Origin of the sequence: Billgrantia antri, from assembly GCF_019430905.1 — a bacterium.
Taxonomy (GTDB): domain Bacteria; phylum Pseudomonadota; class Gammaproteobacteria; order Pseudomonadales; family Halomonadaceae; genus Halomonas; species Halomonas antri.
In genome coordinates, this window is the sequence record NZ_JAHYCA010000004.1 from 236431 (window position 1) to 261523 (window position 25093).

Sequence of the window (25093 nt, forward strand, 5' to 3'; positions counted from 1 at the left end):
ACCTTAACTAATCAAGCAAGCAAGTCGAGAAAGTATTTTTTGAAACGAAAAACACTATGATCTTCCAGCAGAGCCATCCTATCGAAGGGCAAAAAATTACCTTTTTTATATTCTTTTAGGCCATATAAAAGACTCTCAGCCAGTTCACCGTGGCAAGCAGGAACAAGATAAGAGTTGCTTTCATTCAACAACAACCTAGTATCCCCAACATCAGTTGCAATCACCTCACAACCGGAAGCGATTGCTTCCAGCACAAATTGAGATGGGTAATTTTCGTAAGATTGTAAAGAAAGGGCAAATTTCGTTCTTCTCAGCAAAAACTCTGCCTCCTTACCATCTACATAGCCATGAAGCACCAGCTGCACGTACTCATAAACCCTGCTAGCAAACTCATCGTACAAGTAGCCATCCCCGGCAACGTGAGCAAATATCCTTATCTTTTGACTCTCAATTATGTCCAGCGCCTTCAAAAAGAGATCAACGCCTTTTCCGTCGACCAGCCTACACATGAAAAGGCAGTCTACATCTCTGCCTTCTCGTGAATCCTGCACACAATGATAATTATTTTTTAGCTCTGCAACACGCCTCGAAAATGTACACGGCGAGATGGTTATTTTACTTGGCAAAATATGTTTTCCAAAAATATTTAATAAATTAAATTTTATACTAGGCGACAAGACATCAATGAATCTGGATGACAAAAAGGTAAGGCGCCAAAATAAAAACTCCTTCTTAGTAAAATCTCTTTTTTCTCGCCTGGTAGAATTGACAACAGAAACTGAAACCTTGAATCCAAGAACAAAAGACAAAACACTAAAGACAAAGCTATATGGCCCTGGATTTATGCAAAAGTGCACCCACTTAACTTTTTGCTTTTTTAAAAAAAAAAGAACCTTAATTACAAACAAACACTTTCCAAAAATTCCTTTACCGTAAACTTCAGGAGAAAATATATTGCAATCCTCAGGATCTTTTAGCAAAGTTTTACCATAGAAATCAACAAGCTCGCGATTGGTAATTAGGTAAAAACAGTCACTTTCCTCTCTCAAACTTTCATATAGATAAGAAAATCTCCTTTCAGCGCCACCAGGCGCCCCGGAACAGGCGAAAAAAAATGCCACCCTCATTGCCACCTCATCTGATTCCAAAAAAGCATTGTAATAACAAAAACCATAGAAAAGATTAAATTTTCTTAATAACAGCAGCCACAGTCTCTATGATTTCTTTAGTTAGATATGGATGCATGGGTAAAGAAATGACTTGTTCTGCCAGCCTATCCCCTTCATTCAAGATAGAACTTACATCCCTGACTGCGGGCTGTTTATTGAGAGGAATAGGATAGTGCACAGAAGATGGCACACCGGCACTTTCAAGTGCCATAATCACATCGTCACGCCGAGAGACTCGAATTGTATATTGCGCCCAGCTACTAATATTATATGGCTCAATATATGGCGCAGTCACCATCCCAACAGTTTGAAACATGTTGGTATAAATAGCAGCCACTCGGTTTCTCGCTTCAATTTCCTCTGACAAAATTTTCAATTTCGGTAATAATATAGCCGCCTGCAAGGTATCCAGCCTGCTATTTACACCGACGCGCACATGGTGATAGCGACGATCCTGACCATGACGGGCGATTTGACGAAGTATAGTTGCCAACTCATCATTGTTTGTGAATATGGCTCCACCGTCTCCGTAGCACCCCAGCGGCTTGCTAGGAAAGAAGCTCGTTGTAGCAATGGTGCTAAGGTTACATGATTTTCGACCCTTATACGTTGCACCAAAGCTTTGAGCGGCATCTTCGATAACAGGAATATCATACCGTCCGGCAATGGCATTGATGACATCAAAATCCGCACACTGCCCATACAGGGACACAGGAATGATAGCCTTGGTGCGAGGACTAATAGCCGCTTCAAGCTTGCTTGGATCCAAATTAAATGTACGTGGATCAATATCTACATAAACAGGCTTGGCTCCTAACAATGCCACAGTTTCTGCGGTAGCAATGTAGGAAAAGCCAGGTGTTATCACTTCGTCTCCGTGACCGACTCCTAGGGCCATCTGGGCGATCTGCAGGGCATCGGTGCCGTTAGCACAAGTAATGCAATATTTTGCGCCTGTGTAAGCCTCTAGTTTCTTTTCGAGCTCAGCAACTTCGGGACCGAGAATATACTTTCCATGTGCTAACACGCGCTGTATGCCCGACTCAATCTCGTCTTTGATACGAGCCTGCTGGGCAGCCAAGTCAATAAAGGGCATCATGTGCTTACCACTTCTAGCTGGTTGCCGTTAAGTATATAACGATAACCGGTGTTCTTGCATAAAACATCGCCCTGACCCGACAGCGGCAGATCAAGCTGTTCGCCGTACTGGCTCATCCAACCGATCTGCCTACCTGGCACACCCACCATGAGAGCGTAGGCCGGCACGTCTCTGTTGATTACCGCGCCGGCGCCGATAAAAGCGTACTCGCCAATGGTCACACCACATATGATAGTGCAGTTAGCACCCAACGAAGCGCCCCTCCTGATTAGAGTGTTTCGGTACTCATCCTTTCGCTCAATCAACGAACGCGGATTATAAACATTCGTGAACACCATACTAGGGCCACAGAACACACCTTCTTCCAAGATAACGTTATCGTATACCGAAACATTATTCTGAATTTTGCAGTGATCACCGATGACGACCTTGTTGCCGACAAATACATTTTGACCAAGAGACACGCCTTTGCCGATGCATGCACCGCTGCACACATGCGTGAAGTGCCAGACACGTGAACCATCACCGATCTGTGCACCTTCATCAACAATGGCAGAGTAGTGAATCATTACACTCATATCACACCAGCTTGTTGAGGAACGGATGAGCTTCACTTGCTTTCGGCTCCTGCGGACGAGCTGAACGGATGCTATGAACAGTTTCGATGCAGTGGCGTGCATCCTCTAACCCGTAGCCGCGACCGGCGAGAATCTCCTGGTAGCTTACCGTATGCAGGTCAGTGAAGCCCCCAGAGAATTCTATCTCCTTCCCATCCACACTGATGGAACGGTAAGTTGTCTGATTTTCTTTTACGCTATCGGGCAGATCTTCTGCATCGATCGATAGGAACCAAGGTACACGGGCTTTCTCATATTCCAGGTAACCAGCGGCCTTACAGTCGCTCGAATAATGAAGTACGTTTTTCTGCAGGTTACCGAAAATAAAGTACAGCATGTCGAAAAAATGCACGCCGATATTGGTAGCGACGCCAAACGATTTTCGTGGATCTCCTTTCCAGCTCTCCATGTACCACTTTCCACGGGAAGTTATGTAGGTCAACTCAACCACATGTTTATCGTTACACTGCTCTTGCTCTACCTGCTGCTTAATATCGAGAATTGCTTGGTGATGTCTAAGCTGCAGTATATTGTAGACTCGCCTTCCTGTTTCCTTCTCGATTAATGCAAGTTCATCGAGCAGCTCAGGTGTTGGTACCAAGGGTTTCTCGCAGATTACGTCGCAGCCCAGACGCAGGCCAGCGGCAATATGTGCATGATGCAGATAGTTAGGAGAACAGATTGAAACGTAGTGAAGCGTTGTCTCGGGATTACGCTTTAGTTGCCAAGCATGCTCTTGAAACCTCTCAAACTCGGTGAAGAATTCGCTCTGGGGTGAGATGGAGTCGATGATGCCCACCGAGTCATTGACATCATAGCCAACAGCCAAATTGTTACCAGTTTCCTTTATGGCCTTCATATGGCGAGGCGCGATATAGCCAGCCGCACCGATCAGAGCGAAATTATTCATTCTGTTATATCCTCAGGCCTTGATGATTTTAGTAGAGGACTCTCGATAAATCCCACGGCTGTCAACGATCAGCTTGGCGTGCTGCTTGATCAGCTCGTAATCAAAGCGGTCGTGGTCGGTGGCGAGTACAACAGCATCGAAGCTACCCAAACTGTCGGCGGTCAGCTCGACGCTTGAGAGTTCGAAGTGGTGCTCACGCATCTTGGGGAAAACAGGTACGTGTGGGTCACTATAAGCCACCTTTGCCCCTTTGGCCTGGATCCTCTCCATGATCTCCACCGAAGGCGATTCCCGCATATCATCCACATTCTTCTTGTAGGCGATACCAAGTATAAGTATCCGACTACCTTTAAGAGCTTTGCTATGGTCGTTCAGAACATCTATTAGCTTGCCCACCACATACTCTGGCATGGCGCGGTTCACCTCTCCTGAAAGCTCGATAAAACGGGTATGCAAGCCATACTCACGGGCTTTCCAGGTCAGGTAAAAGGGATCGATGGGTATACAGTGACCACCCAGCCCTGGCCCCGGGTAATACGGGGTAAAGCCGAACGGCTTTGTAGCGGCAGCATCAACGACTTCGAATATATCGATGCCCATACGATCAGCGACAATCTTCATCTCATTGACCAGGCCGATATTCACCGCCCGATGAATATTCTCAAGCAGCTTAGTCATCTCAGCTGCCTTCGTAGAACTCATCGGAATAATCTGCGCTATTGCTGCGGAGTAAAGTGCCACCCCCACCTCGCGACATGCGTGTGTATGGCCACCTAATACTTTGGGGATCGTACTTGTTTCATAGTCAGGGTTGCCAGGATCCTCCCGTTCAGGAGAGTATACAAGAAATATATTAACACCTACATTCAAACCCTTTTCTTGAAGGCGCGGCAGCAACTCTTCTTCAGTAGTACCGGGATAGGTAGTGCTCTCTAGAGAAACTACCTGCCCTTCCCTAAGATAAGGTTTTACTGCCTCCATGGTGTTTATCACGAAGCTCATGTTCGGCTCGCGATACTTATTGAGTGGGGTGGGAACACATAGAATAACGGCATCAACCTCGACTACACGACCAAAATCATCAGTAGCTTCAAACCCTACTTCGACAGCCTTTTCCACTCTCTCTGAAGAAATATGTTCAATATAACTACCCCCTCCATTTAAAATTCTGTTCTTCTTTTTGTCAATGTCAAAGCCAATAACTCGAAAACCAACTTCACAATAACGCAAGCATAAAGGGAGGCCAACGTAGCCAAGACCAACGACCCCGACAACAGCTTCTTTCTTCGTTAACTTAGATATCAAGCACTTATCTATGGACTCCATACAATTCATCCTAACAATAAAAAAACATCTTATAAAATTAATAGCAAAGCCTTATTTTTTACTTAGCTCTAAGTTAATCCAAGAGGCAATTCTATCTTCGTCAGCTTCAATTACATCAGCCATGCCATTCTTCTTTTGGGAAAGGAAATAATCTTCACGCAATCCACCCTCCTTGATATGCTGATCAATTATGCAACTCCTGACCCCAAATAATGCAGCCTCCTGCACAACAGTAGAACTAAACGTCAAATGTACATCCACAGCAGTCAACAGAGCAGGAAGCGCACAGAAACTCGCCTGCTCCCACTCAAAAGCTTCAGCCCCCAACTGACTTTTCATTAAATTCAGCTCACGCAAAATTTTTATGTTATAGAATCCATGCAGCTGCACGGGGTGAAGCCGGAGGTAAAAATAATACTGATTACTATATTTTTTTAGCAAATCCTTAAATACTCGATGCATTACTCCATCATAATCTTCTTCTGGCAAGTATTTTTCCAATCCCCACTGAAGGCTTATAAGAATTTTCGGCTTAGCGCTTAAAGGCGAAGGTATTTTTTTTATAGCTCTCCTCACTATCGAATCATTTTCTCTGACATTTTGAAATCTTTCAACCCAAGGATGCCCAACCACTAAAACTGAAGCACCTTTCTTATTGGCCCACTTCATTATTGTTGCTTTTGAATCATGATCCCAAACCATGAATTCTTCTGGCAAATCTTTTGCAGATGTATCTTTCCTGAATTTTTCCCCATACCAAGGGTGTAAATCGTTTATTACCCCATGTTGAAAATCAACAATTTTTACACCACATTCTCTAGCTGCCAAACATAAAAATTTATCGGGCTGGATCGCGATAATTTTATCAGGAGCACTTCGTTCTATAATCCTTTTCCACATATTTTTCTTTTTTTCATCAACATATTTTTTTGAAACAAACTTAAAACGACTTATCAAACCAAGAAACCTTAACAGTGAAAAAATACGATTAAATGTGTAGTGCTTTCTCCAAGCCTGCCGAGGACTAATCGAGCAAAAAGGTATTAACACAATCTCACAGCACTTTTTCTTTTCTTCTTCAAAAAAAGCGATACTCCCTAACAAAGGGCTATACCAACGCCCTTCTTCAACATAATTATAATGGTTTTGATGACCCACAATAAGAATATCAGTCTCAGGAAGCTCCCTCCAATTATCCCTCACTTTCAATGAACGCAAAATCTCCAATATAAGCTTGGCATCCTTTTTTAAGAGAAAACTTGAGGCAACACTCATCTATTCAGCAATCCCAACGTCGGCTTTATGAACTGGTGAGCACGCTCTAACATCTTTAACAACTTTAACACCTAAAATTTTATTAAGGAAAGAAGGCGGAACTCCGTAACCCGGACGAACAATGCGTACTGCATCTTTTGTAATCAAATCTCCCGCCTTTAGACTTTTCACGAAATACAAAGAACGCCGAAATTGAGCACTCCCCTGCTCACTCGATTTTCTTCCATAATCCACTTGACCCAGCGCCTGCCAAGCTGTTTTAACATCACGGCATAGCGCAGCAAGTTCTGAAGGCTCCAGAGAAAAGCTATCGTCGGGCCCACCGCCGTTACGATCTAGGGTAAAGTGCTTTTCGATCAGGCTAGCACCGAGCGCGACGCTGGCAATCGCGGTGGTATTATCGATGGTGTGATCAGAAAGACCTGTGACTAGACCAAAACGCTCCCGCATGTCCGGGATGGTGTGCAGATTGTAGTCTTCTGGTGGCGCGGGATAACCGCTGACGCAGTGCAGTATCGCCAGTTGCTTACAACCGGCGTCATGGGCAGCGTCAATTGCCTCCTGGATCTCGTCGGCATCGGCCATGCCGGTGGAGATGATCATCGGTTTGCCGGTTTTGGCCACGTATTCGATTAGCGGCAGGTCGACCGCTTCGAACGAGGCAATCTTGTAGGCAGGCGCCCCCAATTCTTCGAGAAGATCCACGGCAGTGGGGTCGAAGGGCGAGCTAAAGATGGTGATGCCCAGCTTGCGAGCATGTTCGAAGAGCGGCTGGTGCCATTCCCATGGCATGTGGGCTTCTTCATAGAGTTCGTAGAGTGTGCGCCCATCCCATAAGCCACCCTTGATCTTGAAGTCGTCGGTATCGCAATCCAAAGTGATAGTGTCAGGACGGTAGGTCTGCAACTTGACGGCATCGGCGCCAGCTTTCTTGGCTTCTTCGATGATCCGCATTGCCGTCTCGAGCTTGCCATTATGATTGGCGGAAAGTTCGGCGATCACATAGGGTGCGTGGCCCTCGCCAATACGGCGGCCGTCTATTTCGATCCAAGGCTGTGTCATACGGGATCTTCTCCTTGTAGGTGGCACCACTCTTCGGCCAGTAGCCCGAAACCGATCACGTCATGGTAGTCATTGCCATCAAAGTAATGGTCGCGCAACGTGGCTTCACGGCGAAATCCCAGTCGTTCGTGAAAGCGCAGCGAACGGTGATTTTTGGCCAGCACCTCAGCGCATAGCTTATGAAGCCCCAGCGTATGGAAAGCGTAGGCCAAGGTGCACTGGCCCAAGCCCTGCCCGCTCCCGGGGGGCGACCCCGGGGCGAGGTAGAACCCCCAGTCGGCGCGTCCGGCGTACTCATCCACTATGTTGAGGTTGACGTATCCCTGCGGTATTGAGGCCTGCTCATATATCCAGAGATGTCGCCGTGTGTCGCGGCTAGCTCGCTCGAACCAGGCTTGATGTTCTTCCAGGGTGATGAGGCGTTGGGTGTACATGTGACGCCGCACGTCGGGATGGTTACGCCATGCCAGAACGCGCTCGAGGTCGGCGCCGAGCATTGGTCGCAGGCGTCTCTCGAGTTGGGTCATGGAGTCGTTACCTTGCCGATATTCCGCATGGCCGTCAGTAGCCGGGAAACACCCCGGCCGTCTACTAGACTGGCGGCCCGTTCACTCATTCTTGTCAATACCGGGGGAGAAATGCATGCAGCTAGCTGTGACGCCAGGGAGTGGGCAAGGTCTTCGGTATCAAGTGTGGCTGACGCACCACTCCGCTCTAGCTGCAGGGCAATTTCGCGCTGGTTTTCGGCAAGTATCAGCATTAGGGTCGGAAGCCCGAGGCAGCAGCGCTCCCAGGAGGTGCTGCCGGCAGCACCAATGGCGAGGTCCGCCGCGGCCATACGCCGTGCCATGTCATCGACGTTAACCACGACCTCGGTTAACCATGGCATTTGCTTGGCCTGGGCAACCACACTTTGCCGCCAGGGTGCAGTGGCCCCCATTACGACCGTAATCTCGAGTTCCGGAGGGAGGTCGCAGGACTGCAGAGCGTCGAGAACCTGTCCGGTGATATTTTCCTTGTCGACACCGCCAAGGCTGATTAGTAACCGTTTGACTTGCGGTTCACTGGTCCTTCGGGCCAGGCTCATCTCACGCCATCGTGCGAACTCGGGGCGCAACAGGGCGTAACAGGGGCCAGCGAGCACTCGGCAGTGTTCAGGTACCATGCTACTATAGTCCTGAGACTCCCGACCCAGGTTTTGATCGAGCAGCAGATCGGCAGCGTGCTGACGATCCGCCAAATCATCGATAACCAGTAAAAGTGGTACCGGTCCGGGGAGGTTGTCACGCACGGCCTTTTCCCAACGGCTATCCAGTGCGTAGTGGTCCACCACCAGCCAGTCCGGTGTCAGGTTGGTCAGCACGTGATGGCAGCTCGCGGCATCCTGCTCCCAGCTCGCACCCAGCCAAGGGGCATGAACGAGCCTCGATGAGGTGTCGGGTTCAAGGTCGTTATCGCGCTGCGGCAGCCGGTGGACGGAAAAGCCGCGCGCCTCGATCACATCACACAGATGCCCCCGATGCTCACGGCAGACAAAGTGACACTCGGCTCCTTGCGCATGCAGGACATCGGCGAGGGTCAGGCAACGCATTACGTGGCCGCTGCCGATCTTGAGCGAAGCATCGGTGCGAAAGATGACGTTCAACCGTCACTCCATGAGGAACTGTCGCCAGCTGGGAGATGAGCCCTGGCGCGACTCAACACAGCTGACTCTTGTATCAGCGCAGAGGCGAAGGCCAGATCATCGAAATCATCGATATCCACTGCGCTTTGCCAGGATATCGCTTCGAACTGGTGGCCTTTTCCATAAAACGTGCCTGCTTGCAGGAAGTCCGTGGCGCGGGCTATCCAGATGGCGCCAGTAGGACAGTACAGCGGCGGCAGATCTTGAGAGCGCTGCTTTGCCGCGTCTGGAAATAGCTGCTCGGGGCTTCCTGTCTCATCAAGGGTGACCGCCCACCAAGGGTTCATCCATCCATAACGAAAGCAGCTGATCTGAAAGGTACGCTGCTTCGTCTCGAAGGCGGATATCGCTTCACGTATATCGTCAGAATTTCTCAGAGGGCAGTTCGCCATTAGTTGAACGACGGTCTGGTAGCTTTCCTGCCAGTGTGCCATTGCTTGTTGTAGCGCGGCTTTGGTGGCGACGCTGACAGGGGTATGGTCATCGGAGTAGCTGCTCCGCAGGAAGGGAACATCGGCCCCCCAAGTACGCGCCACCCGAGCGATCTCAGGATCGTCAGTGGAGACCAACACCCGGGAAAAGCAGCCGGAGTCAAGCGCTGCCTCGATGGTCCAAGCAATCATCGGCTTACCACTAAACTCGATGATATTCTTGCCAGGAATGCGCTTGGAGCCACCGCGGGCTGGAATGACGGCAATACGCTTTTTTACCAAAGCGTCCATCCTCCATCCGGCTGTACCACTTGGCCAGTCATAGCGCTGCTTTGCTCCGATACTAGAAAATCCAGCGGCCCAGTTAACTCGGTTTCCTTCAGCATTCGGCCCATAGGCACGAGCCTGCCATATCGCGTCCTGAAGCCATCGTCGACCCGGCCTTCCACACCGCCATAGGCGATAGCATTCACGCGGATACCGTCAGGGGCCAGACGCACCGCCAATTCTTTTGTCAGATGATTAAGGCCAGCTTTCGCCACCCCGTACTGAATAGCAGACTGGCGATAGTAATCGTCATAAAGCTCGGGGTTGGCAGCAACAACTCCATACTGAGAGCTAATATTGGTTATGGTCTCAAGGGCCTTCGGCTGAGCCTGCCAAAGCGCTATGGAAAGTTCATAAGGTACTACCACGTCCATCAGATATTCCGAGAGGAAGTGCTCGCGCTGGGTCACACCCGCCTCGTCCATCTGGAGGAAGGCTAGACTTCGTGCATTATTGACCAGATGATTGACGCTTATCTGTCGGTGTTGCAGCTCTTCCACAAGACGAATGCCACTTTCATGCTGCATAAGGTCGCACACGAGCCCAGAGGCGCCCTGCCCCATTTCAACTTCAAGCCCCTTGGCTCGCTCACCGGAAGTGGAGGTAAAGATGACCTGCCAGCCTTTGCGGCAGAAATACTCAACGAAACAGCGACCGAACTTCCCCGTTCCACCGGTAATCAATATGGTGGGAGTGGTCATGATAAGCCAGCCTCCAGTATCTTGATGACTTTCTCGTTGTATGCACGAGAGGAACGAATCGTCCGGGTTTCGATGCCTTCGACAAAATCGATCAGCGCTGCCCTGAAGGCTGAAAAGCTGTCGGTAAACACTAAATCTTTCCAACCCTTGGTGCCATGCACGCGAATCATTAACGGGCCTGCCCCATCACCTGTGGCGTGAAACGTCGTAAACACGCCACTTTCCCAGTTCACACCAAGGCTTGCGGCGTTGCCATTGGAGGGTCGAACGCCGCTAGAGTGAAAGCTTATCGGCTCGTCATTTTTCCTCAGCAACCCCAGTACCGGCTCAATGAGATGAATAGCATACTTTGCCCAGCTCTTGGGGGTGAAAGCTGTTATTTCACGGATTTCCCCTAGTGCGTTGCGATCCGACTCATCAAGGAGCAACTCATGACTGTAGCGTAGGGCAGAGCAAGAGAAGATCTGCCCCGGGTACTGTTCGAGCGCATAAAGCCTTTGCAGATCCGCCAGAGATAGAGCTATGGGTTTGTCGATATAGATTGGCATGCCCTGCTCAATGAACAGGTTGGCATGGGCCAGATGATTTTCCGCATCGTCCCTGGCCAGGAGTATGGCATCCGCGTGTTGTGCTAGTGCCTCAAGCGACTCACAAACCGTCGCGATCGAAGCAGCCCGGGCGACGTGCCGGGAGATGGCGACGTCTTGGGTCCATATCGCCGTCACCTGCGCCTGTGGGATGCGCGCTTCGGGCCATGACTGTTGTTCCAGATATCGCGGAATCACCGGAAACCCACAGTTTTCCATCGCCACCGGATCATAACCATTGAAGATGGCACTCCAAGAATAGGGATGTCCGTTTCCTTCCGATAAACCGATGACGCCAAGCCTAATCGTCATAAACTCCACTTAGCCGGATTGATTAATTCTTCATCTTCTACTTCGAGTGCGTCGGGGATGATAAGCTCAGAACGCGGTACCGACACTATCAGCTCCGCCAGTTGAGCCGCCGACTGTACGCCGACCACCACGCGGTGAACACCAGTTTGCTGACAGGCAAAACCGAGACAGGCTCTCACCGCAGATATGTTTTTCTCCGCAAGCCAGCTGTCATAGCATGCCAGCTGGTTTTCCCAGTCCCGAAAATAGGCGGGCCGATCTTCAGGCCGCATCAAGAGTAAGCCTTGCAAAAATACAGACCTAGCATGCACCTCGATACCACGCCGATTAAGTTCCCCCAGCCAACCGGAGGAAAGCAGGCGCCTGTCCATCAGGTTGAACGGAGCCTGCACCAGATCGAAGTGATAGTGGGATAATAGAGTGTCCAACTCCCCCGGCTGATAGATCGACACCCCGATCTTGTCGATTCGGCCTTGAACCTTGAACGACTGAATCGCCTCATAGACCGCCTCGCCGCCTTCGTCGAACAGTTGCATGGGGCGATGCAGCAGCACTGCCGAAAGCGTATTGACTCTCAGCGCCTTGAGAGATGACTCGATAGACTGCTCGACCCAAGTAGAGATACAGCCGACATTTGCTGGGATTGGTGGCACCTTGGTGATCACCTCGAAGTCGCCAACGCCAACCTTGCCGAGCACCTCTTCACTGCTGCCATAGGCGGCGGCGGTGTCTAAAGTGCGTATGTCATGCTTCAGAGCAAGCCGAAGGATTCGATGCACCTCTTCGGAAGCAACCTTGCCTCCGGTATTTGCTATCCCGTAGTCAAGGCCGAACTGGGCGGTTCCAAGGGCCAGCTTCATGAAAGAGCTCTTTCAAGTGCCGACACTACATCATCCTGCTGCATTTCTGTCATCGTCGGAAATAGGGGCAGGCTGACCGCATCGGCGTAGTAAGCTTCTGCGACAGGGAAGTCACCTAGTTTGAAGCCAAGCTCCCGATAGTAGGGTTGGGTATGCACCGGGATGTAGTGCAGATTGACGCCGATACCCAGCTCTCGCAGGCGCTCGAACACCTGACGATGCGTCGGGGTGATAAAGTCGCGCTTGAGACGGATGACGTAGAGGTGACGGCCTGAGTAGCTATTTGGAAGCTGCCAAGGTGTGGTGACGGGCAGCCCGGCCAAGGCGGTATCATAACGAGCAGCCAGGACGTTGCGCTGAGCTACGTAGTCGTCCAGGCGATTTAGCTGAGAAAGCCCAAGTGCGGCCTGCAGCTCGGTCATGCGGTAGTTGTAGCCCAAGTCAATCTGTTGGTAGTACCAAGGACCATCGGCCTCGTGGGTCATCAGCGCCGGATCTCGCGTCACGCCGTGGCTGCGCAGCAGGTCCATGCGACGGGCCAGCGCATCGTTATTGGTTAGCGCCATGCCGCCTTCGGCGGTGGTGATGATCTTCACGGGATGGAAGCTAAACACGGTGATATCGCTATAGCCGCCGTTACCGATGTAGTCGCCTTGATATTTTCCACCGATGGCGTGCGAAGCATCCTCAATAACACGAAAACCGTAGCGCTTACTCAGTTCGTGAATCGTCTGCATATCGCAGGGCTGACCGCAAAGGTGCACCGCCACTACGACCTTGGGCAGGCGCCCTGCTCGCTCGGCTTGCTCTAGTTTAGCTGCCAGAGCCTTGGAGCAGAGATTGTAGGTGCGTGGATCAATATCCACGAAATCGACCTTGGCACCACAGTAAAGACCACAGTTGGCGGAGGCAACAAAAGTAATAGGAGAGGTCCAGAGCCAGTCGCCCTTCCCTAGACCTAGTGCCAAGCAGGCAATGTGTAGCGCCGAGGTAGCGCTGTTTACCGCCAGCGCATGGTGAACGCCTACCTTATCGGCCACGGCGCGCTCGAAGCGTGGCACCACCGGGCCTTGGGTCAGAAAGTCCGACTGCAATACCTCAAGCACGGCATCGATGTCGGCCTGCTGAATATCCTGACGTCCATAAGGGATCATCAGATGGCCCCGATCTTTTCCCAATTGGCATCGATCCATGCTCGAAGCTCGCTGTCGCTCATCCATTCGGCATTGTTATCGCTGGCATAGACGAAACCTTCCGGCACCCTTTTTCCTTCCTTGATGCGGTTAGCGTCCTTATCCCAGCTGTTGATCGCTGGTAGGATCTTGAAATGTTCGGGGTACTCGTAGGTGTAATAGGCATCTTCGGCGCCGATCATCTGCTCGTGCAGTTTCTCGCCAGGTCGAATACCGATCACTTCCTGTTTAGCCTCCGGAGCAACGACCCGCGCCAGGTCGGTGACTTTCATGGAGGGAATCTTTTTTACGTAGATCTCGCCACCTTCCATATCCTCAAAGGCATGCCATACCAGCTCCACGCCTTGCTCAAGGCTGATCATAAAGCGAGTCATACGCTCATCGGTAATAGGCAACACGCCCTTATCACGGATCGACATGAAGAAAGGTATTACCGACCCCCGGGAGCCCATCACGTTGCCGTAGCGAACTACCGAAAAACGTGTTTCGTGGCCACCCGCATAGGAATTGCCGGCTACGAACAACTTGTCTGAGGTCAGCTTGGTAGCGCCATAGAGATTAATTGGACTGCTTGCTTTGTCTGTGGACAGAGCCACTACTTTTTTGACGCCTTTGTCGATACAGGCATCAATCAAGTTCATCGCGCCGATAACGTTGGTCTTGACACACTCGAAGGGATTGTACTCGGCGGTAGGCACGATTTTGGTGGCTGCAGCATGTACCACATAGTCGACCCCATCTAGTGCACGGTAAACCCGGTCCCGATCACGCACATCGCCGATAAAGAAGCGTACTCGAGAATCACCTTCAAATTTCTTGGCCATATCCCACTGCTTCATCTCATCCCTAGAAAAAATGATCACTCGCTTGGGATTATAGTGCCCAAGCAGCATTGGAATGAAGGTATGGCCGAAGGAGCCGGTACCACCTGTGACCAAGATAGATGAATTATTAAACATTCGCTATTTACCTTTCAAAAATCGTCAAGCATGTTCTGCCATGCGCTGGAATATGGTGTTACGTTCTGCCAGATCGCTATAGCAACCTTGATCAACAGACTGGCCGTTAGCAAGTAAAAAAATACTGTCACATTGCCTCACTGTCGCTAGGCGATGGGCAATCATGATTATGGTCTTCTTTCCCGAAAAATCGTGAATAGCATCCATGATGAGCTTCTCGGTGATACCATCAAGCGCACTGGTAGCCTCATCGAGCACGAGAACGTCAGCATCGTCGTATAAGGCTCGTGCTATGCCGATTCTCTGGCGCTGACCACCCGAGAGCTGAACGCCTCGCTCACCGACATGCGTATCCAGTCCTTGAGGAAGTTCCTCGATTAGCTCATCGAGGTGCGCCATGCGGATGGCCTGATGTATTCTTGCTTCATCGATATTTTCAGGCGGAATGCCAAAAGCAATATTCTCCCGAATGCTGGCATCCGCCAGGAAAATGCTTTGAGGTACGAAACCAATACTGTTCTGCCATTTTCGACGATTAGCATCGTTGATTGGTTGCCCATCCACTAGCAGCTCCCCTTGCTGAGGCTGAATCAAACCCAGTAGCACATCGATCGCAGTCGACTTGCCCGAACCCGATGCTCCTACCAAGCCAATCACCTGTTTCGCTGGTATGGTCAAAGTCAGGTCCTTCAAGGCAGGCTCTTCCTTGCCTGGGTAAGTCAACGAAATATCGTGTAGCTGTATTTCTGTGTTGACAATCAATTTTTCCGGTGCCGCTAACTCCGCGGCAGCCATTGTGGCTACTGCATCCTGATCGATAGCTTGATGGTAGCTATGCTGCATGGCTTCGCGAATCGATTCGAAGGCGGCCATATTACCTTTTATCTTTGCCAGGCTCTGGTAGGCCTGCTGGAAGGCCGGTAGCATCTTGAAGCCTGCCAGAGCGTAAACGGAGAGTACCGGCAGCATATGGCCCAAGCTGCCCTGGTGCACTCCCAGCAGGTAAAGCACCAGCAGCATGATGCTGCCAAAGGCGATCAATTGCATCGCGTAGCGAGGCACTTCACTCAACGCCTGGTTCACTCCTTGCGCCCTGGCCAATTTATCGCTCGATTGAATGAAACGCTGGGTGAACAAGGCTTGGCGGCCCAGCAGAAGAACGTCCTTGATGCCACCGAAGCCTTCATTCATCAGCTTGTAGCGTAGCGTATTCATATTGGAGATACGGCGGCCATTGTCAGCCAATCTTCTGCGAACCACCTTGAACAGCAATACGTAGGCAAACAGGAACATTGCCAAGCCGAATAGCGTGACCATAGGGTCGTAAAACACCAGCCCCACCACCATGAAGCCCGCCATGGCCAGCTTGGCATTAAGCTGCAGGACCGGGTTGAGGATACTGTTTGTGACTCGCTGTGTTTCCTGTGCCACCTGCTTGGTCAATTGGCTACTGCTGCCGCTAGCGTGGAATAACCAGGGCTGGTGCAGGTAGTGGGTATAGAGCCGCTGACTGATCTGTGCCCCCACGCTATTTGCAAACATGGCCATACGCCAAGTAGTCAGCATCGAGAATCCGGTGCCCACTATCATCACGAGCAGAACGGCAGAGCCGAGCCAGAACAGGAAGGTACGCGGCGAATCCGCCCCGATGGCTGCGTAGAGTTGCGCCAGCATGCCCTCACCTTCCAGGCGCGACATATCGCCAACCACCGACATGAAAGGGGCGATGGCAGCGACACTGGCAATCTCTGCGAAGGCCATGATCACGACCAGCAGCTGCAGTCGCAGAAAGCGCTTGCGTTGCCTGGGCGTCAGCAGAGAGTAGAGCTCTTTCAAGAGGTCAAACATAGAGAAGCTGAATACCGCTTTAAGGGTAAGCCGTGCTATGCAGCGTTACCGACCTACCGAGTAGTAAGTGAAGCCCTTCACTGCCATTCGCTTCGGCTCGAACATGTTGCGCCCGTCGAAGATCAGCGGCTCGGCGAGCTGTTGCTTCATCTGCTCGAAATCCGGGGCACGGAAACTCTGCCATTCGGTGACGATCACCAGGGCGTCGGCGCCGCGCAGGGTGGCTTCCTTGGTGCCGCACAGGGAGAGATCGTCGCGGTTGCCGTAGATTCGCTGGGCTTCTTCCATCGCTTCCGGATCGAAGGCCTGTACCTTGGCGCCGGCTTCCCACAGCGCTTCCATCAGCACGCGGCTGGGGGCTTCGCGCATGTCATCGGTGTTGGGCTTGAAGGCCAGGCCCCAGATGGCGAAGGTCTTGCCTGCCAGGTTGCCCTGGTAGTGCTTGTCGATCTTCTGGAACAGGGTGGTTTTCTGCTCCTCGTTGCGCGCTTCCACCGCCTTGAGCACCTTGGCGTCGAAGTCGATATCGCCCGCGGTACGGATCAGCGCCTGTACGTCCTTGGGGAAGCAGGAGCCACCGTAGCCCACGCCTGGATAGATGAAGTGGTAGCCGATGCGCGGGTCGGAGCCGATGCCCTGGCGCACCTTCTCGATATCCGCGCCCAGGCGTTCGGCCAGGTTGGCCATTTCGTTCATGAAGCTGATTTTGGTGGCCAGCATGCAGTTGGCGGCGTACTTGGTCAGCTCGGCGCTGCGTACGTCCATCACGATCATCTTGTCCTGCTGGCGGCTGAAGGGCGCATAGAGCTCGCGCAGCATGTCTTCCGAAACACGGCTGGCGGTACCGATGATGATGCGGTCCGGCCGCTGGCAGTCGCCGACCGCGCTGCCCTCCTTGAGGAACTCAGGGTTGGAGACCACGTCGAAGCGCAGGTCCTTGCGACCGCGGGCTTCCAGTACGTGATCGACCTTGTCGCGCACCTTGTCGGCGGTGCCCACCGGCACGGTGGACTTGTTGATGATGACCTGGTCGCGCTCCATATGCTGGGCGATGGTCTCGGCTACGGCCAGCACGTACTTGAGATCGGCACTGCCGTCTTCGTCCGGCGGGGTGCCCACGGCGATGAACTGCACCTGGCCGTGCTTGACGCCTTCGGCGGCATCGGTGGTGAACCTGAGCCGGCCGGCGGCATGGTTCTCCTTCACCAGCGGCTCCAGGCCCGGCTCGTAGATGGGAATCTCACCTTTGCTCAGGCGCTCCACCTTGGCGGCGTCCACGTCGACACACACCACCTGATGGCCCACATCGGCCAGCACGGCCCCTTGCACAAGGCCCACGTAGCCGGTTCCGAATACGGTAACGTTCATTGCCGTCCCTTTATGATGGCTCTTTCAAGTGAGTATTACTGATAGTGTCAGGCTGAAGTTCAAGCCAGGGCCTGAGCGTCATTTACCGCTGCATCTTTCCCAGCGCTGGGGGCGAGGTAATCGCTGCCCAGCGTCACGCTGATCTCATGCCCTGCCCCTTCGGCCCATTCCAGCAGCTTGGCCTTGAGTGCCGCCTGGGCGTGGGGGTCTCCGTGCACCAGGCGCACTTCCCTGGGTGGGTGGCGCATGCGGCGCACGAAGTTGAGCAGGTCGTGTTGGTCGGCGTGGGCCGAGTAGCCGCTGACGGTTTCCACCCGGGCGCGAATGTCGATGCGCTGGCCGTCGAGCATGACCCAGCCGCCCTTGGGCCCGAAGCGCTGAATGTCGCGACCCGGTGTGCCGTGGGCCTGATAGCCGGTGAAGAGCACGCAGTGGCGCTCGTCACCGAGCATACGCTTGAGGTAGTTGACTACCCTGCCGCCGCTGACCATGCCGCTGGCGGCGATGACTACGGCAGGCCGACCGGTCTCGGCCAGGTAGGCCACGGTTTGCTCGTGCTCCTGGTGGCTGTCCACGGTGTAGAGATTCTCGAAGCTGAGCGGATGGCGGCCGCTGCGCAGTGTCTTGTGCGCTTCGGCGTCCCACCACGGCTTGAGTTCGCGGTACACCTCGGTGAAGCGAGCGGCCAGGGGGGAATCGACGATGATCTCGAGTTCGCGCCAGCGCTCGCTGCGTGCGTTATGGATCAGCCCTTCCAGCTCGTAGAGCAGTTCCTGGGTGCGGCCCACGCTGAAGGCGGGGATCACCACGGTGCCGCCGTTCTCCAATGCCCGGTCGATGGCGGCTTGCAGCCTGCCGCGGCGGTGGCGCCTGTCTTCATGCAGGCGGTCGCCGTAGGTGCTCTCCAGCAGCAGCACGTCGGCGCGATACGGCGCCTTGGGTGCCGGCAGCAGCGGTGCGTAGGGCGCGCCCAGGTCGCCGGAGAACACGGTGCGCTGTCGTTCGCCGCTGGCTTTATCGTACGTATCAACCTCCACGTAGGCGGAGCCGAGGATATGCCCGGCGCGCTGCAGCTTGACCCTCACGCGGTGGCGCTCGTCGTCGAGCACGGTGCGCCAGGCTTGGTAATCCAGCGCCACCAGCCGCCCCTGCACTTCGGCCAGGAAGCGCTCAATCAAGTGCCGGTCGCGGGTGAAACCGATCTTGAGAGCGTCTTCGATCACCAGCGGCAGCAGCCGGGCCGAGGGCACCGAGCAGAGGATCGGCCCCTGGTAGCCCGCCGCGAGAAGGTAGGGCAGCCGGCCGATGTGATCGATGTGCACGTGAGTGACCACCAGCGCCAGCACGTCGTCCACGGGGAAGCGCACCTTGTGCTGCTCGAGACCATCGAGGTGCTCGGCGTCCTGACCTTGGAAGATGCCGCAGTCGACGAGCAGGGCACGGTCCGGTGCGACCTGCAGCCGATGGCAGCTGCCGGTAACGCCGGCACCGCCTCCATGGTGGAGTAGGTTCAAGAAGTCATCCCTAACTAATTGTTTAGCTAAACGCCATAAAAGCCGCGATACCACTCGACGAAGCGCTTCACGCCCTCCCCCACGCCCACCTTGGGGCGATAGCCGGTGGCCTTGAGCAGCGCTTCGGTGTCGGCCCAGGTGCGCGGCACGTCGCCGGGCTGCATGGGCAGGTATTCGCAGATGGCCTCGCGCCCGGTGGCGGCTTCCAGCGCGCGTATGAAGCTCATCAGCGAGACGGGCGCGCCGTAGCCGATGTTGTAGAGCGCAAAGGGCGCTGTGCTCTGGTCCGGCCGGACACTGACAGCGGTGCGGTCGGGATTGGGCTGAGGAATCACGTCGAGTATGCGCACGATGCCTTCGACGATGTCGTCGACGTAGGTGAAGTCCCGCGACATGTCGCCGTGGTTGTAGACCTGGATCGGCTTGCCTTCCAACATCGCCTTGACGAACTTGAAGATCGCCATGTCGGGCCGTCCCCAGGGGCCGTACACGGTGAAGAAGCGCAGCCCGGTCATCGGCACACCGTAGAGGTGCGCGTAGGTGTGACTCATCAGCTCATTGGCCTTCTTGGTGGCCGCGTAGAGGCTGACGGGGTGGTCGACGCTGTCGCCGGTGTCGAACGGCGTTTTGGCGTTCATGCCGTAGACCGAGCTCGAGGAGGCGTAGACCAGATGCCCTACCTTGTGCTGCCGGCAACCTTCCAGCACGTTGAGGTGGCCGATCAGGTTGGAGTCGGCGTACACATGGGGGTTGTCCAGTGAATAGCGCACCCCGGCCTGGGCGGCGAGGTGGATCACGCGGTCGAACTCGTTCTCGCGAAACAGCGCCGCCATGGCCTCGCGGTCGCCGAGGTCCATGTGGATGAAGCGAATATCGTGGCAATCGGCGAGGTCGTGCAGGCGCGCCTGCTTGAGGGTGACATCGTAATAGGTGTTGAGATTGTCGATACCGACGATCTCGTGGCCCTGCCCACTCAGGCGCTTGGCCACGGCATGACCGATGAAGCCGGCGATGCCGGTGATCAGCAATTTCACGCGTTACCCTTACCTTGTGCTTGCGCTGGTCTTTTGGTTGCGCTGGCCTTGGGCTTCATGGCGCGGCCCTTCAGGCACGCTACCGCCCGGGGATTGTTCCGGGCGGTTCCCTGGCCCTGCGATGAGCGATACCAGAACGGGAACGGAACGTTGCGAAAACGCGCACGGCAAGCCTCAGGCAAGGTTCAGCCCTTGGCGTCAGCGCTCACGGTCCGTTGCCGAGCTGAGGCTCGACACGTCTGAAACACAGCATGGAAGCTGCGCTTCCTGGTCCCTGCCGGGTATCGTTATTGGAATGACGCAATTCTACGGCACTCGGGGGCGATGCTCTACCGCGGAGTAGGCGCAGAATGCCTGAATCGTCAGATGCTTGTTCGCGTCTTACGAAAATAAGACAGGGCGTCGCACGATTTACCGAGAAGCGCTCTCAGCAACGCTGGATCAACGACAGCGCCACACCGCGAGGCGGTGCATCAGCGCGATCAGGATGAGGCCGGCGGAGAGCCAGCCGAGGCCCGCCACCAGGGCGTCGAAGCCGCTGGGCGCGGCATAGGGCGGACGAAAGCTCATGCCATGCTCGACAAGCCGTGCCGTGAGATAGGTAGGCGCCGCCACCAGCGCCAGCGCGGTACTGGAGCGCCATTTGGCCAGGCCCCGCGTGATACGCCAGGGCTCGCTGGGCGGTTTGACGTCAGTCTTGGCGCCGGCGCCGCGCGAGGCCTTGGCACTGGCGTTACGGGAGCGCTTGGCCGTGGCGGGTTGGCGCGTCGCACCGCTGCGCTTGGCGGGCTTGCGCTTGGCCTTGGCGCCACCCAGCGGCATCCCGTCTGCCAGCCATCGCAACAGGCGCGAAAGCGCCCAGCCGAACGTGAACAGCACGGACAACGCCACACTGCCCATCACCAGCAGATAGGTCATTGGGGCAGACAGGTCGATCATCGGGATCAGGCTATATGGCCCAACGTGCGCAGGGTACGCAGCAGGTCGGCCACGCTCTCCCTGGGCTGGGCGTATTCCTTCATCAGCGACTGGAGCCGCGTTTCGAAAGCCTGCTGACGCTGCTCCTGCTCTTCCGCCTCGAGCTCCGCCAGGCTGCGCACCGGCGGCCCAGTGGGTATGTCGAGACGAGAATCGGGCTTCTCCAGTTCGCGCAACGCCTGGGCAAAGGCGTCGTCGAGTTCACGAAACTTGCGCAGCTTCTCGCGCTCGTCCATCGATCGGTTGGGTTTTTGGTTTCTCATCATTTTCCGTGATTGCTCAAGTACCTGGCGGCACCCGATGGTGAGTCGGCCGAGTATACCGCCAACGCGCCGAGTAGCGAAGGCCAGTCAGTACGCTACGCTGACAAGGATACCCATGGGCTCGCATGAGGAGCGCCGTATCGAACCCGGCAACAATTATGCACAAACGGTCAAACACGTTAACCAAACTTGCCTTTGCCTCCCGCGAAAGCGCATAAAGAGATGCATAAAAACCATAAAAACTGATGCGCCTGCCTGGCTTACCCGGGCATCAGTACGGGCACCAGCGTTTGTTATGGATGCAGCAACCACGATGTTGCTGCAGCATCGAGCAAGGGACAGTTATGTTTAACGAGATGATGCGGGCGGAGATCTGGCTGCAGGATCACTTGGATAGCCAGCAGGGAATAGAAGACCTCGCCAGCCGACTCGGTTATTCGACCTCACAGGTCCGGCGCAGGTTCAAGCAGTGCTTCGGTCTGTCCCCTAGCGCTTACCGTGATACCTTGCGGCTGGAGAAGGCGGCACGCCTGCTGGCGTTTACCCCCTATTCCATCCAATCGATTGCGAGCCGGTGTGGCTATCAGAATCATTCCGCTTTCAGCCGCGCCTTCCAACGATACCACAATCAAACACCACGCCAATACCGCCAGGCGTTGAGATTGAAACTTCACCACAACCCATACTGCCAGGGGCATGGCGGCGATCCGCCTCAATACGTGATCCGCAGAGCGCCTTCTCGCCAGGCGCTGGTGACACGCCTGTATCGCAAGGAGCGTGGCCACCCCCTCACAGCGCTACGCAAATGGACGCAACATGCCAAAGGGGTGGAAAGCCTGCCCGACCGCTTGCGACAAGGGCAAACCATTGCCCTGCTACACAACGTTCCACTGCCCAGCGATATGGAGCGCATCGACGTTGGCCCGCTCGTGGATGGAAGCGAAGCGCCGGGCATTGCCATTCCCGCCTCCTTTCGCCTGCTGAAACTGCCAGCTCAGCAGCATGCTTGCGTGGCGCTGGAATGCATGGAAGAGATACCGGACGTGCTCCAGTACCTGATATGCGAAGGCCTGCCACAAGAGAACCTCCACGCCAATGGAGACGCCCTTCAGGTGGAGTGGGACGAGAAAGGGATTCTGATCAGGCTTCCCGTTCAGCCAGCTTGACTGCCGGAGGGCACGCGCTATCGGCGCGCGCCCTCCTCTATTGCACGTGCTGCCAGAAGTCTGCGATCAAGATTCGACGCGAACCAGCCAACCTTCTACGGTGTCGGAACCGAACTCGTCCTTCCACGCCTTGAGCGTCTTCTGGTTGCCACCGCGGGTTTCCACCACTTCGCCGGTTTTCGGGTTCTTGTAGATCTTCAGCTTGCGCTTGCGGCGCCCGGTACTGGAAGTTGCCGCGGCTTTGGCCGGGGCCGACTTGCCGCCTTTCGGCTCGAGCAGGTTAATGACATCGGCGGAGCTCTTGTTGAACTCACGCATCAATGCTTCGAGCTTGTCCTTGAACTCCAGTTCGGCCTTCAGGCGCTCGTCGTTCTGCAGCCGCTCCATTTCCGCCTGAAGCTGCTTGAGCTGCTGCTCTTTCTGCATGAATTCGCTGAGAAGAGACATAATACACGGTCCTTGCTATGGGAGGATGTTTTGGGATGCCGCCTATAAATACAACAACTCGAACCAAATGACAACACGTTCAAATTGGTTTTAGCCAGCTCTCACCGTCTGCGTCAAAAAGAGAACCTTAATAGCAGGCTGCATGAAAGATTCCAGCTTACCGAAGCAGGGTCGGCAGAAACAATTCGACTTGTACGTGCAAATTTTCTACCAATGACTCTACTTGGAAAGAATCTGAACTTGGCTTGTGATACTCGATTACACCGAAAACACTAGACGCTACGCAACGCTTCCACCGGATACGCACCTCCATCTGGCAAGCGCTGCGCCCTCACCCTGGCATGGACAGGCAGCACACCCGGCAGCGCTAAACATATTTAAATCAGTTTTTTCTAATTGAGAGATTTGTACATGACAGCCCCTTTGTTACACTCAAGGAGAACACGACGAAAGGGATGTCATGTACTTGTTTCATAACTTACGGTCACGAAACGATTTATGCTCGGAAGACAAGCGAATTTTCGATAGCTACCTCGGCCCTGTGCGGGAGCTACAGAAGGGAGGTCATCTGGCCCGCGAAGGGGACACGATGCGGTCCCTGCACCTGATCGAGAAGGGGTGGGCCTGCCGCTACAGGATGCTGCGCGATGGCAGCAAGCCCATCACCTCGTTGCTTTTACCCGGCGATATCAGCGACAACGGCCAAGGCCTGCACACCAGGCTGGAGTTCTCCATCAAGGCCATCACGCCGCTTCGCTTCAATACCATCGATTCGGCGAGCGCCGAGCGGTTGTTCGAACGTCCGAGAATACTGCGCCTGTTCAGAACGTCGGGGCATATTAGCCATAGCATGGCACTGAACTGGATCATCAATGTCTCGGCACGTAGCGCCGAAGGGCGTATCGCCAACTTATTGTGCGAGTGCTACGCCCGCTCCCACGCTGCCGGCCTGACCTTTCGAGGCCGATACTTCTTTCCGCTCACGCAAATCGAGATATCCGACGTACTGGGGCTCTCCAGCGTTCACGTCAGCCGTTCGATCAACAAGATCAAGCGCAAGGGCTTGATCGAGAATTGCGATCACAAGCAGATTCGCATCAAGAATTGGCATGCTCTGGCACTACTGGGCGATTTCAATCACGACGATCTAGAGCTCACCTCCTGACCGCCAGCCTTCATACGGCAACACAAGCACAACAGCCGACTCCCCCCTAGCCTATTCCATACCTCATCAGCGATTGAAAAAAACCGGCGCACACCACTAGGCTCCGGGGCGTGGGCCAGACTCTCCCGGCGGTGAGAGAGATACCCCATCACCAAGGCGAGGGCATTACGTCCTCATCAACGTATTGCTGGGTACGATTGCGGTAGCGGTTCGGATCCCCTTCGGCCTCCTCGGCCCATGCAGACTCCACAATCGGCGCATGGAAATCCCGGCTGCGGTCGCGGCCACAGACAGTACAGCGAGCTCGCCACCAGAGGTAGACCTCACCCTCGCCTGAGAACCCGGCCATAAGATAATGGCGGTAACCGGGCGGCGGATATTCCCGGTACCACTGCTGCAGTTGGGTATCAGTATCTGGAAGTGCCAAATCGATCTCGTAATAGGTTTGGGTGCGGTAAGAGAACCAGCGCGCCTGCACTGAAGACGGGGCAGGCATGGGACGAGGCAAAACGGCAGTTGCGCCCCCTGTGGGAGGCCGCTTGTCGAACCCGCCGCCCAGATTCCCACCCGGCGACCACCACGTATGATCGAAGGTCAATTCTTCTACCCACACCGGCCTACCCGTTGGGCCACCATTGAGCTGCACGGCAAAATCGTACCGCCTTAGCTCCGGTTGGGGCTCAGCCTCGCAAGCACTGGTCAGTAATAGCAGTGCCAACAGTAGCGCAGGCCGCAGGCGGCTCATCCATGAGCTAGGCATCCTGAGGCTCCTGCGGGGCCGCCACCGGCACATGGCGA

The 25093-nt window shown here is 54.3% G+C and carries 25 protein-coding genes; 2 read left to right on the forward strand and 23 right to left on the reverse strand.

The features are described 5' to 3' along the window. Positions 1-11: 11 nt before the first annotated feature. The 21 genes from KPL81_RS20755 to KPL81_RS12720 form a co-directional block, all read right to left on the reverse strand. A complete protein-coding gene (locus KPL81_RS20755) occupies positions 12-1121 on the reverse strand; it encodes a glycosyltransferase (RefSeq protein ID WP_219792484.1) in 1110 nt (369 codons plus the stop codon). A gap of 61 nt (positions 1122-1182) precedes the next feature. Further along, on the reverse strand, positions 1183-2268 hold the full coding sequence (locus KPL81_RS12625; RefSeq protein WP_219792485.1) for a DegT/DnrJ/EryC1/StrS aminotransferase family protein: 1086 nt from the start codon (positions 2266-2268) through the stop codon (positions 1183-1185). Further along, the gene (locus KPL81_RS12630; protein ID WP_219792651.1) at positions 2265-2846 is read right to left on the reverse strand and encodes an acyltransferase; all 582 of its coding nucleotides are present in this window, start codon (positions 2844-2846) and stop codon (positions 2265-2267) included. Before KPL81_RS12630 ends, KPL81_RS12625 begins: the two co-directional genes overlap by 4 nt. 1 nt (position 2847) lies before the next feature. Then, a complete protein-coding gene (locus KPL81_RS12635) occupies positions 2848-3795 on the reverse strand; it encodes a Gfo/Idh/MocA family oxidoreductase (RefSeq protein ID WP_219792486.1) in 948 nt (315 codons plus the stop codon). Positions 3796-3807: 12 nt separating this feature from the next. Then, complete coding sequence (locus tag KPL81_RS12640; RefSeq protein ID WP_240549228.1) at positions 3808-5121, reverse strand: nucleotide sugar dehydrogenase; 1314 nt, start codon at positions 5119-5121, stop codon at positions 3808-3810. Positions 5122-5172: 51 nt separating this feature from the next. Beyond that, on the reverse strand, positions 5173-6396 hold the full coding sequence (locus tag KPL81_RS12645) for a hypothetical protein (RefSeq protein WP_219792488.1): 1224 nt from the start codon (positions 6394-6396) through the stop codon (positions 5173-5175). Continuing rightward, on the reverse strand, positions 6397-7458 hold the full coding sequence (gene pseI, locus KPL81_RS12650) for a pseudaminic acid synthase (RefSeq protein WP_219792489.1): 1062 nt from the start codon (positions 7456-7458) through the stop codon (positions 6397-6399). Beyond that, complete coding sequence (gene pseH, locus KPL81_RS12655) at positions 7455-7985, reverse strand: UDP-4-amino-4,6-dideoxy-N-acetyl-beta-L-altrosamine N-acetyltransferase (RefSeq protein ID WP_219792490.1); 531 nt, start codon at positions 7983-7985, stop codon at positions 7455-7457. Before pseH ends, pseI begins: the two co-directional genes overlap by 4 nt. After that, positions 7982-9103 (reverse strand): UDP-2,4-diacetamido-2,4,6-trideoxy-beta-L-altropyranose hydrolase, encoded by a 1122-nt coding sequence (gene pseG / locus KPL81_RS12660; RefSeq protein WP_219792491.1) that lies wholly within the window; start codon positions 9101-9103, stop codon positions 7982-7984. Before pseG ends, pseH begins: the two co-directional genes overlap by 4 nt. Further along, the gene (locus KPL81_RS12665; RefSeq protein ID WP_219792492.1) at positions 9100-9864 is read right to left on the reverse strand and encodes an acylneuraminate cytidylyltransferase family protein; all 765 of its coding nucleotides are present in this window, start codon (positions 9862-9864) and stop codon (positions 9100-9102) included. The genes pseG and KPL81_RS12665 overlap by 4 nt, the downstream gene beginning before the upstream one ends. Continuing rightward, a complete protein-coding gene (locus KPL81_RS12670) occupies positions 9849-10601 on the reverse strand; it encodes an SDR family oxidoreductase (RefSeq protein WP_219792493.1) in 753 nt (250 codons plus the stop codon). Before KPL81_RS12670 ends, KPL81_RS12665 begins: the two co-directional genes overlap by 16 nt. Next, the gene (locus KPL81_RS12675; RefSeq protein ID WP_219792494.1) at positions 10598-11500 is read right to left on the reverse strand and encodes a Gfo/Idh/MocA family oxidoreductase; all 903 of its coding nucleotides are present in this window, start codon (positions 11498-11500) and stop codon (positions 10598-10600) included. The genes KPL81_RS12670 and KPL81_RS12675 overlap by 4 nt, the downstream gene beginning before the upstream one ends. Further along, entirely contained in the window at positions 11497-12360 is an 864-nt protein-coding gene (locus KPL81_RS12680) for an aldo/keto reductase (protein ID WP_219792495.1), read from the reverse strand. The genes KPL81_RS12675 and KPL81_RS12680 overlap by 4 nt, the downstream gene beginning before the upstream one ends. Beyond that, positions 12357-13553: a UDP-4-amino-4,6-dideoxy-N-acetyl-beta-L-altrosamine transaminase gene (gene pseC / locus KPL81_RS12685; protein ID WP_240549229.1), complete on the reverse strand. Its 1197-nt coding sequence runs from the start codon at positions 13551-13553 to the stop codon at positions 12357-12359. The genes KPL81_RS12680 and pseC overlap by 4 nt, the downstream gene beginning before the upstream one ends. Next, positions 13514-14512 carry a UDP-N-acetylglucosamine 4,6-dehydratase (inverting) gene (gene pseB / locus KPL81_RS12690; RefSeq protein WP_219792496.1) on the reverse strand — a complete coding sequence of 333 codons (999 nt, stop codon included), beginning with the start codon at positions 14510-14512 and terminating at the stop codon, positions 13514-13516. Before pseB ends, pseC begins: the two co-directional genes overlap by 40 nt. Positions 14513-14536: 24 nt before the next feature. Next, positions 14537-16348 carry an ABC transporter ATP-binding protein gene (locus tag KPL81_RS12695; RefSeq protein ID WP_240549230.1) on the reverse strand — a complete coding sequence of 604 codons (1812 nt, stop codon included), beginning with the start codon at positions 16346-16348 and terminating at the stop codon, positions 14537-14539. 57 nt (positions 16349-16405) lie between these two features. After that, positions 16406-17728: a UDP-glucose dehydrogenase family protein gene (locus tag KPL81_RS12700; RefSeq protein ID WP_219792498.1), complete on the reverse strand. Its 1323-nt coding sequence runs from the start codon at positions 17726-17728 to the stop codon at positions 16406-16408. A 59-nt stretch (positions 17729-17787) separates the two neighbouring features. Then, on the reverse strand, positions 17788-19242 hold the full coding sequence (locus KPL81_RS12705) for an MBL fold metallo-hydrolase RNA specificity domain-containing protein (RefSeq protein WP_219792499.1): 1455 nt from the start codon (positions 19240-19242) through the stop codon (positions 17788-17790). A 26-nt stretch (positions 19243-19268) separates the two neighbouring features. Next, positions 19269-20276 (reverse strand): NAD-dependent epimerase, encoded by a 1008-nt coding sequence (locus tag KPL81_RS12710; protein ID WP_219792500.1) that lies wholly within the window; start codon positions 20274-20276, stop codon positions 19269-19271. Positions 20277-20717: 441 nt separating this feature from the next. Beyond that, positions 20718-21194: a hypothetical protein gene (locus tag KPL81_RS12715; protein WP_219792501.1), complete on the reverse strand. Its 477-nt coding sequence runs from the start codon at positions 21192-21194 to the stop codon at positions 20718-20720. 26 nt (positions 21195-21220) lie between these two features. Then, a complete protein-coding gene (locus KPL81_RS12720) occupies positions 21221-21517 on the reverse strand; it encodes a hypothetical protein (protein ID WP_240549231.1) in 297 nt (98 codons plus the stop codon). Between the two features lie 344 nt (positions 21518-21861). Here KPL81_RS12720 and KPL81_RS12725 point away from each other — a divergent pair, with 344 nt between their 5' ends. Next, positions 21862-22683, forward strand: coding sequence for a helix-turn-helix domain-containing protein (locus tag KPL81_RS12725; protein WP_209478037.1), 822 nt, complete (start codon positions 21862-21864; stop codon positions 22681-22683). A gap of 66 nt (positions 22684-22749) precedes the next feature. Here the strand turns inward: KPL81_RS12725 and KPL81_RS12730 are convergent, their stop codons facing one another. Further along, positions 22750-23130, reverse strand: coding sequence for a histone-like nucleoid-structuring protein, MvaT/MvaU family (locus KPL81_RS12730; protein WP_209478036.1), 381 nt, complete (start codon positions 23128-23130; stop codon positions 22750-22752). Positions 23131-23590: 460 nt separating this feature from the next. Here KPL81_RS12730 and KPL81_RS12735 point away from each other — a divergent pair, with 460 nt between their 5' ends. Continuing rightward, entirely contained in the window at positions 23591-24295 is a 705-nt protein-coding gene (locus tag KPL81_RS12735) for a Crp/Fnr family transcriptional regulator (protein WP_276314064.1), read from the forward strand. 148 nt (positions 24296-24443) lie between these two features. On the opposite strand, the gene KPL81_RS12740 is transcribed toward KPL81_RS12735, so the two are convergent. Beyond that, positions 24444-25055 (reverse strand): DUF2931 family protein, encoded by a 612-nt coding sequence (locus KPL81_RS12740; RefSeq protein ID WP_219792503.1) that lies wholly within the window; start codon positions 25053-25055, stop codon positions 24444-24446. Between the last annotated feature and the right edge of the window lie 38 nt (positions 25056-25093).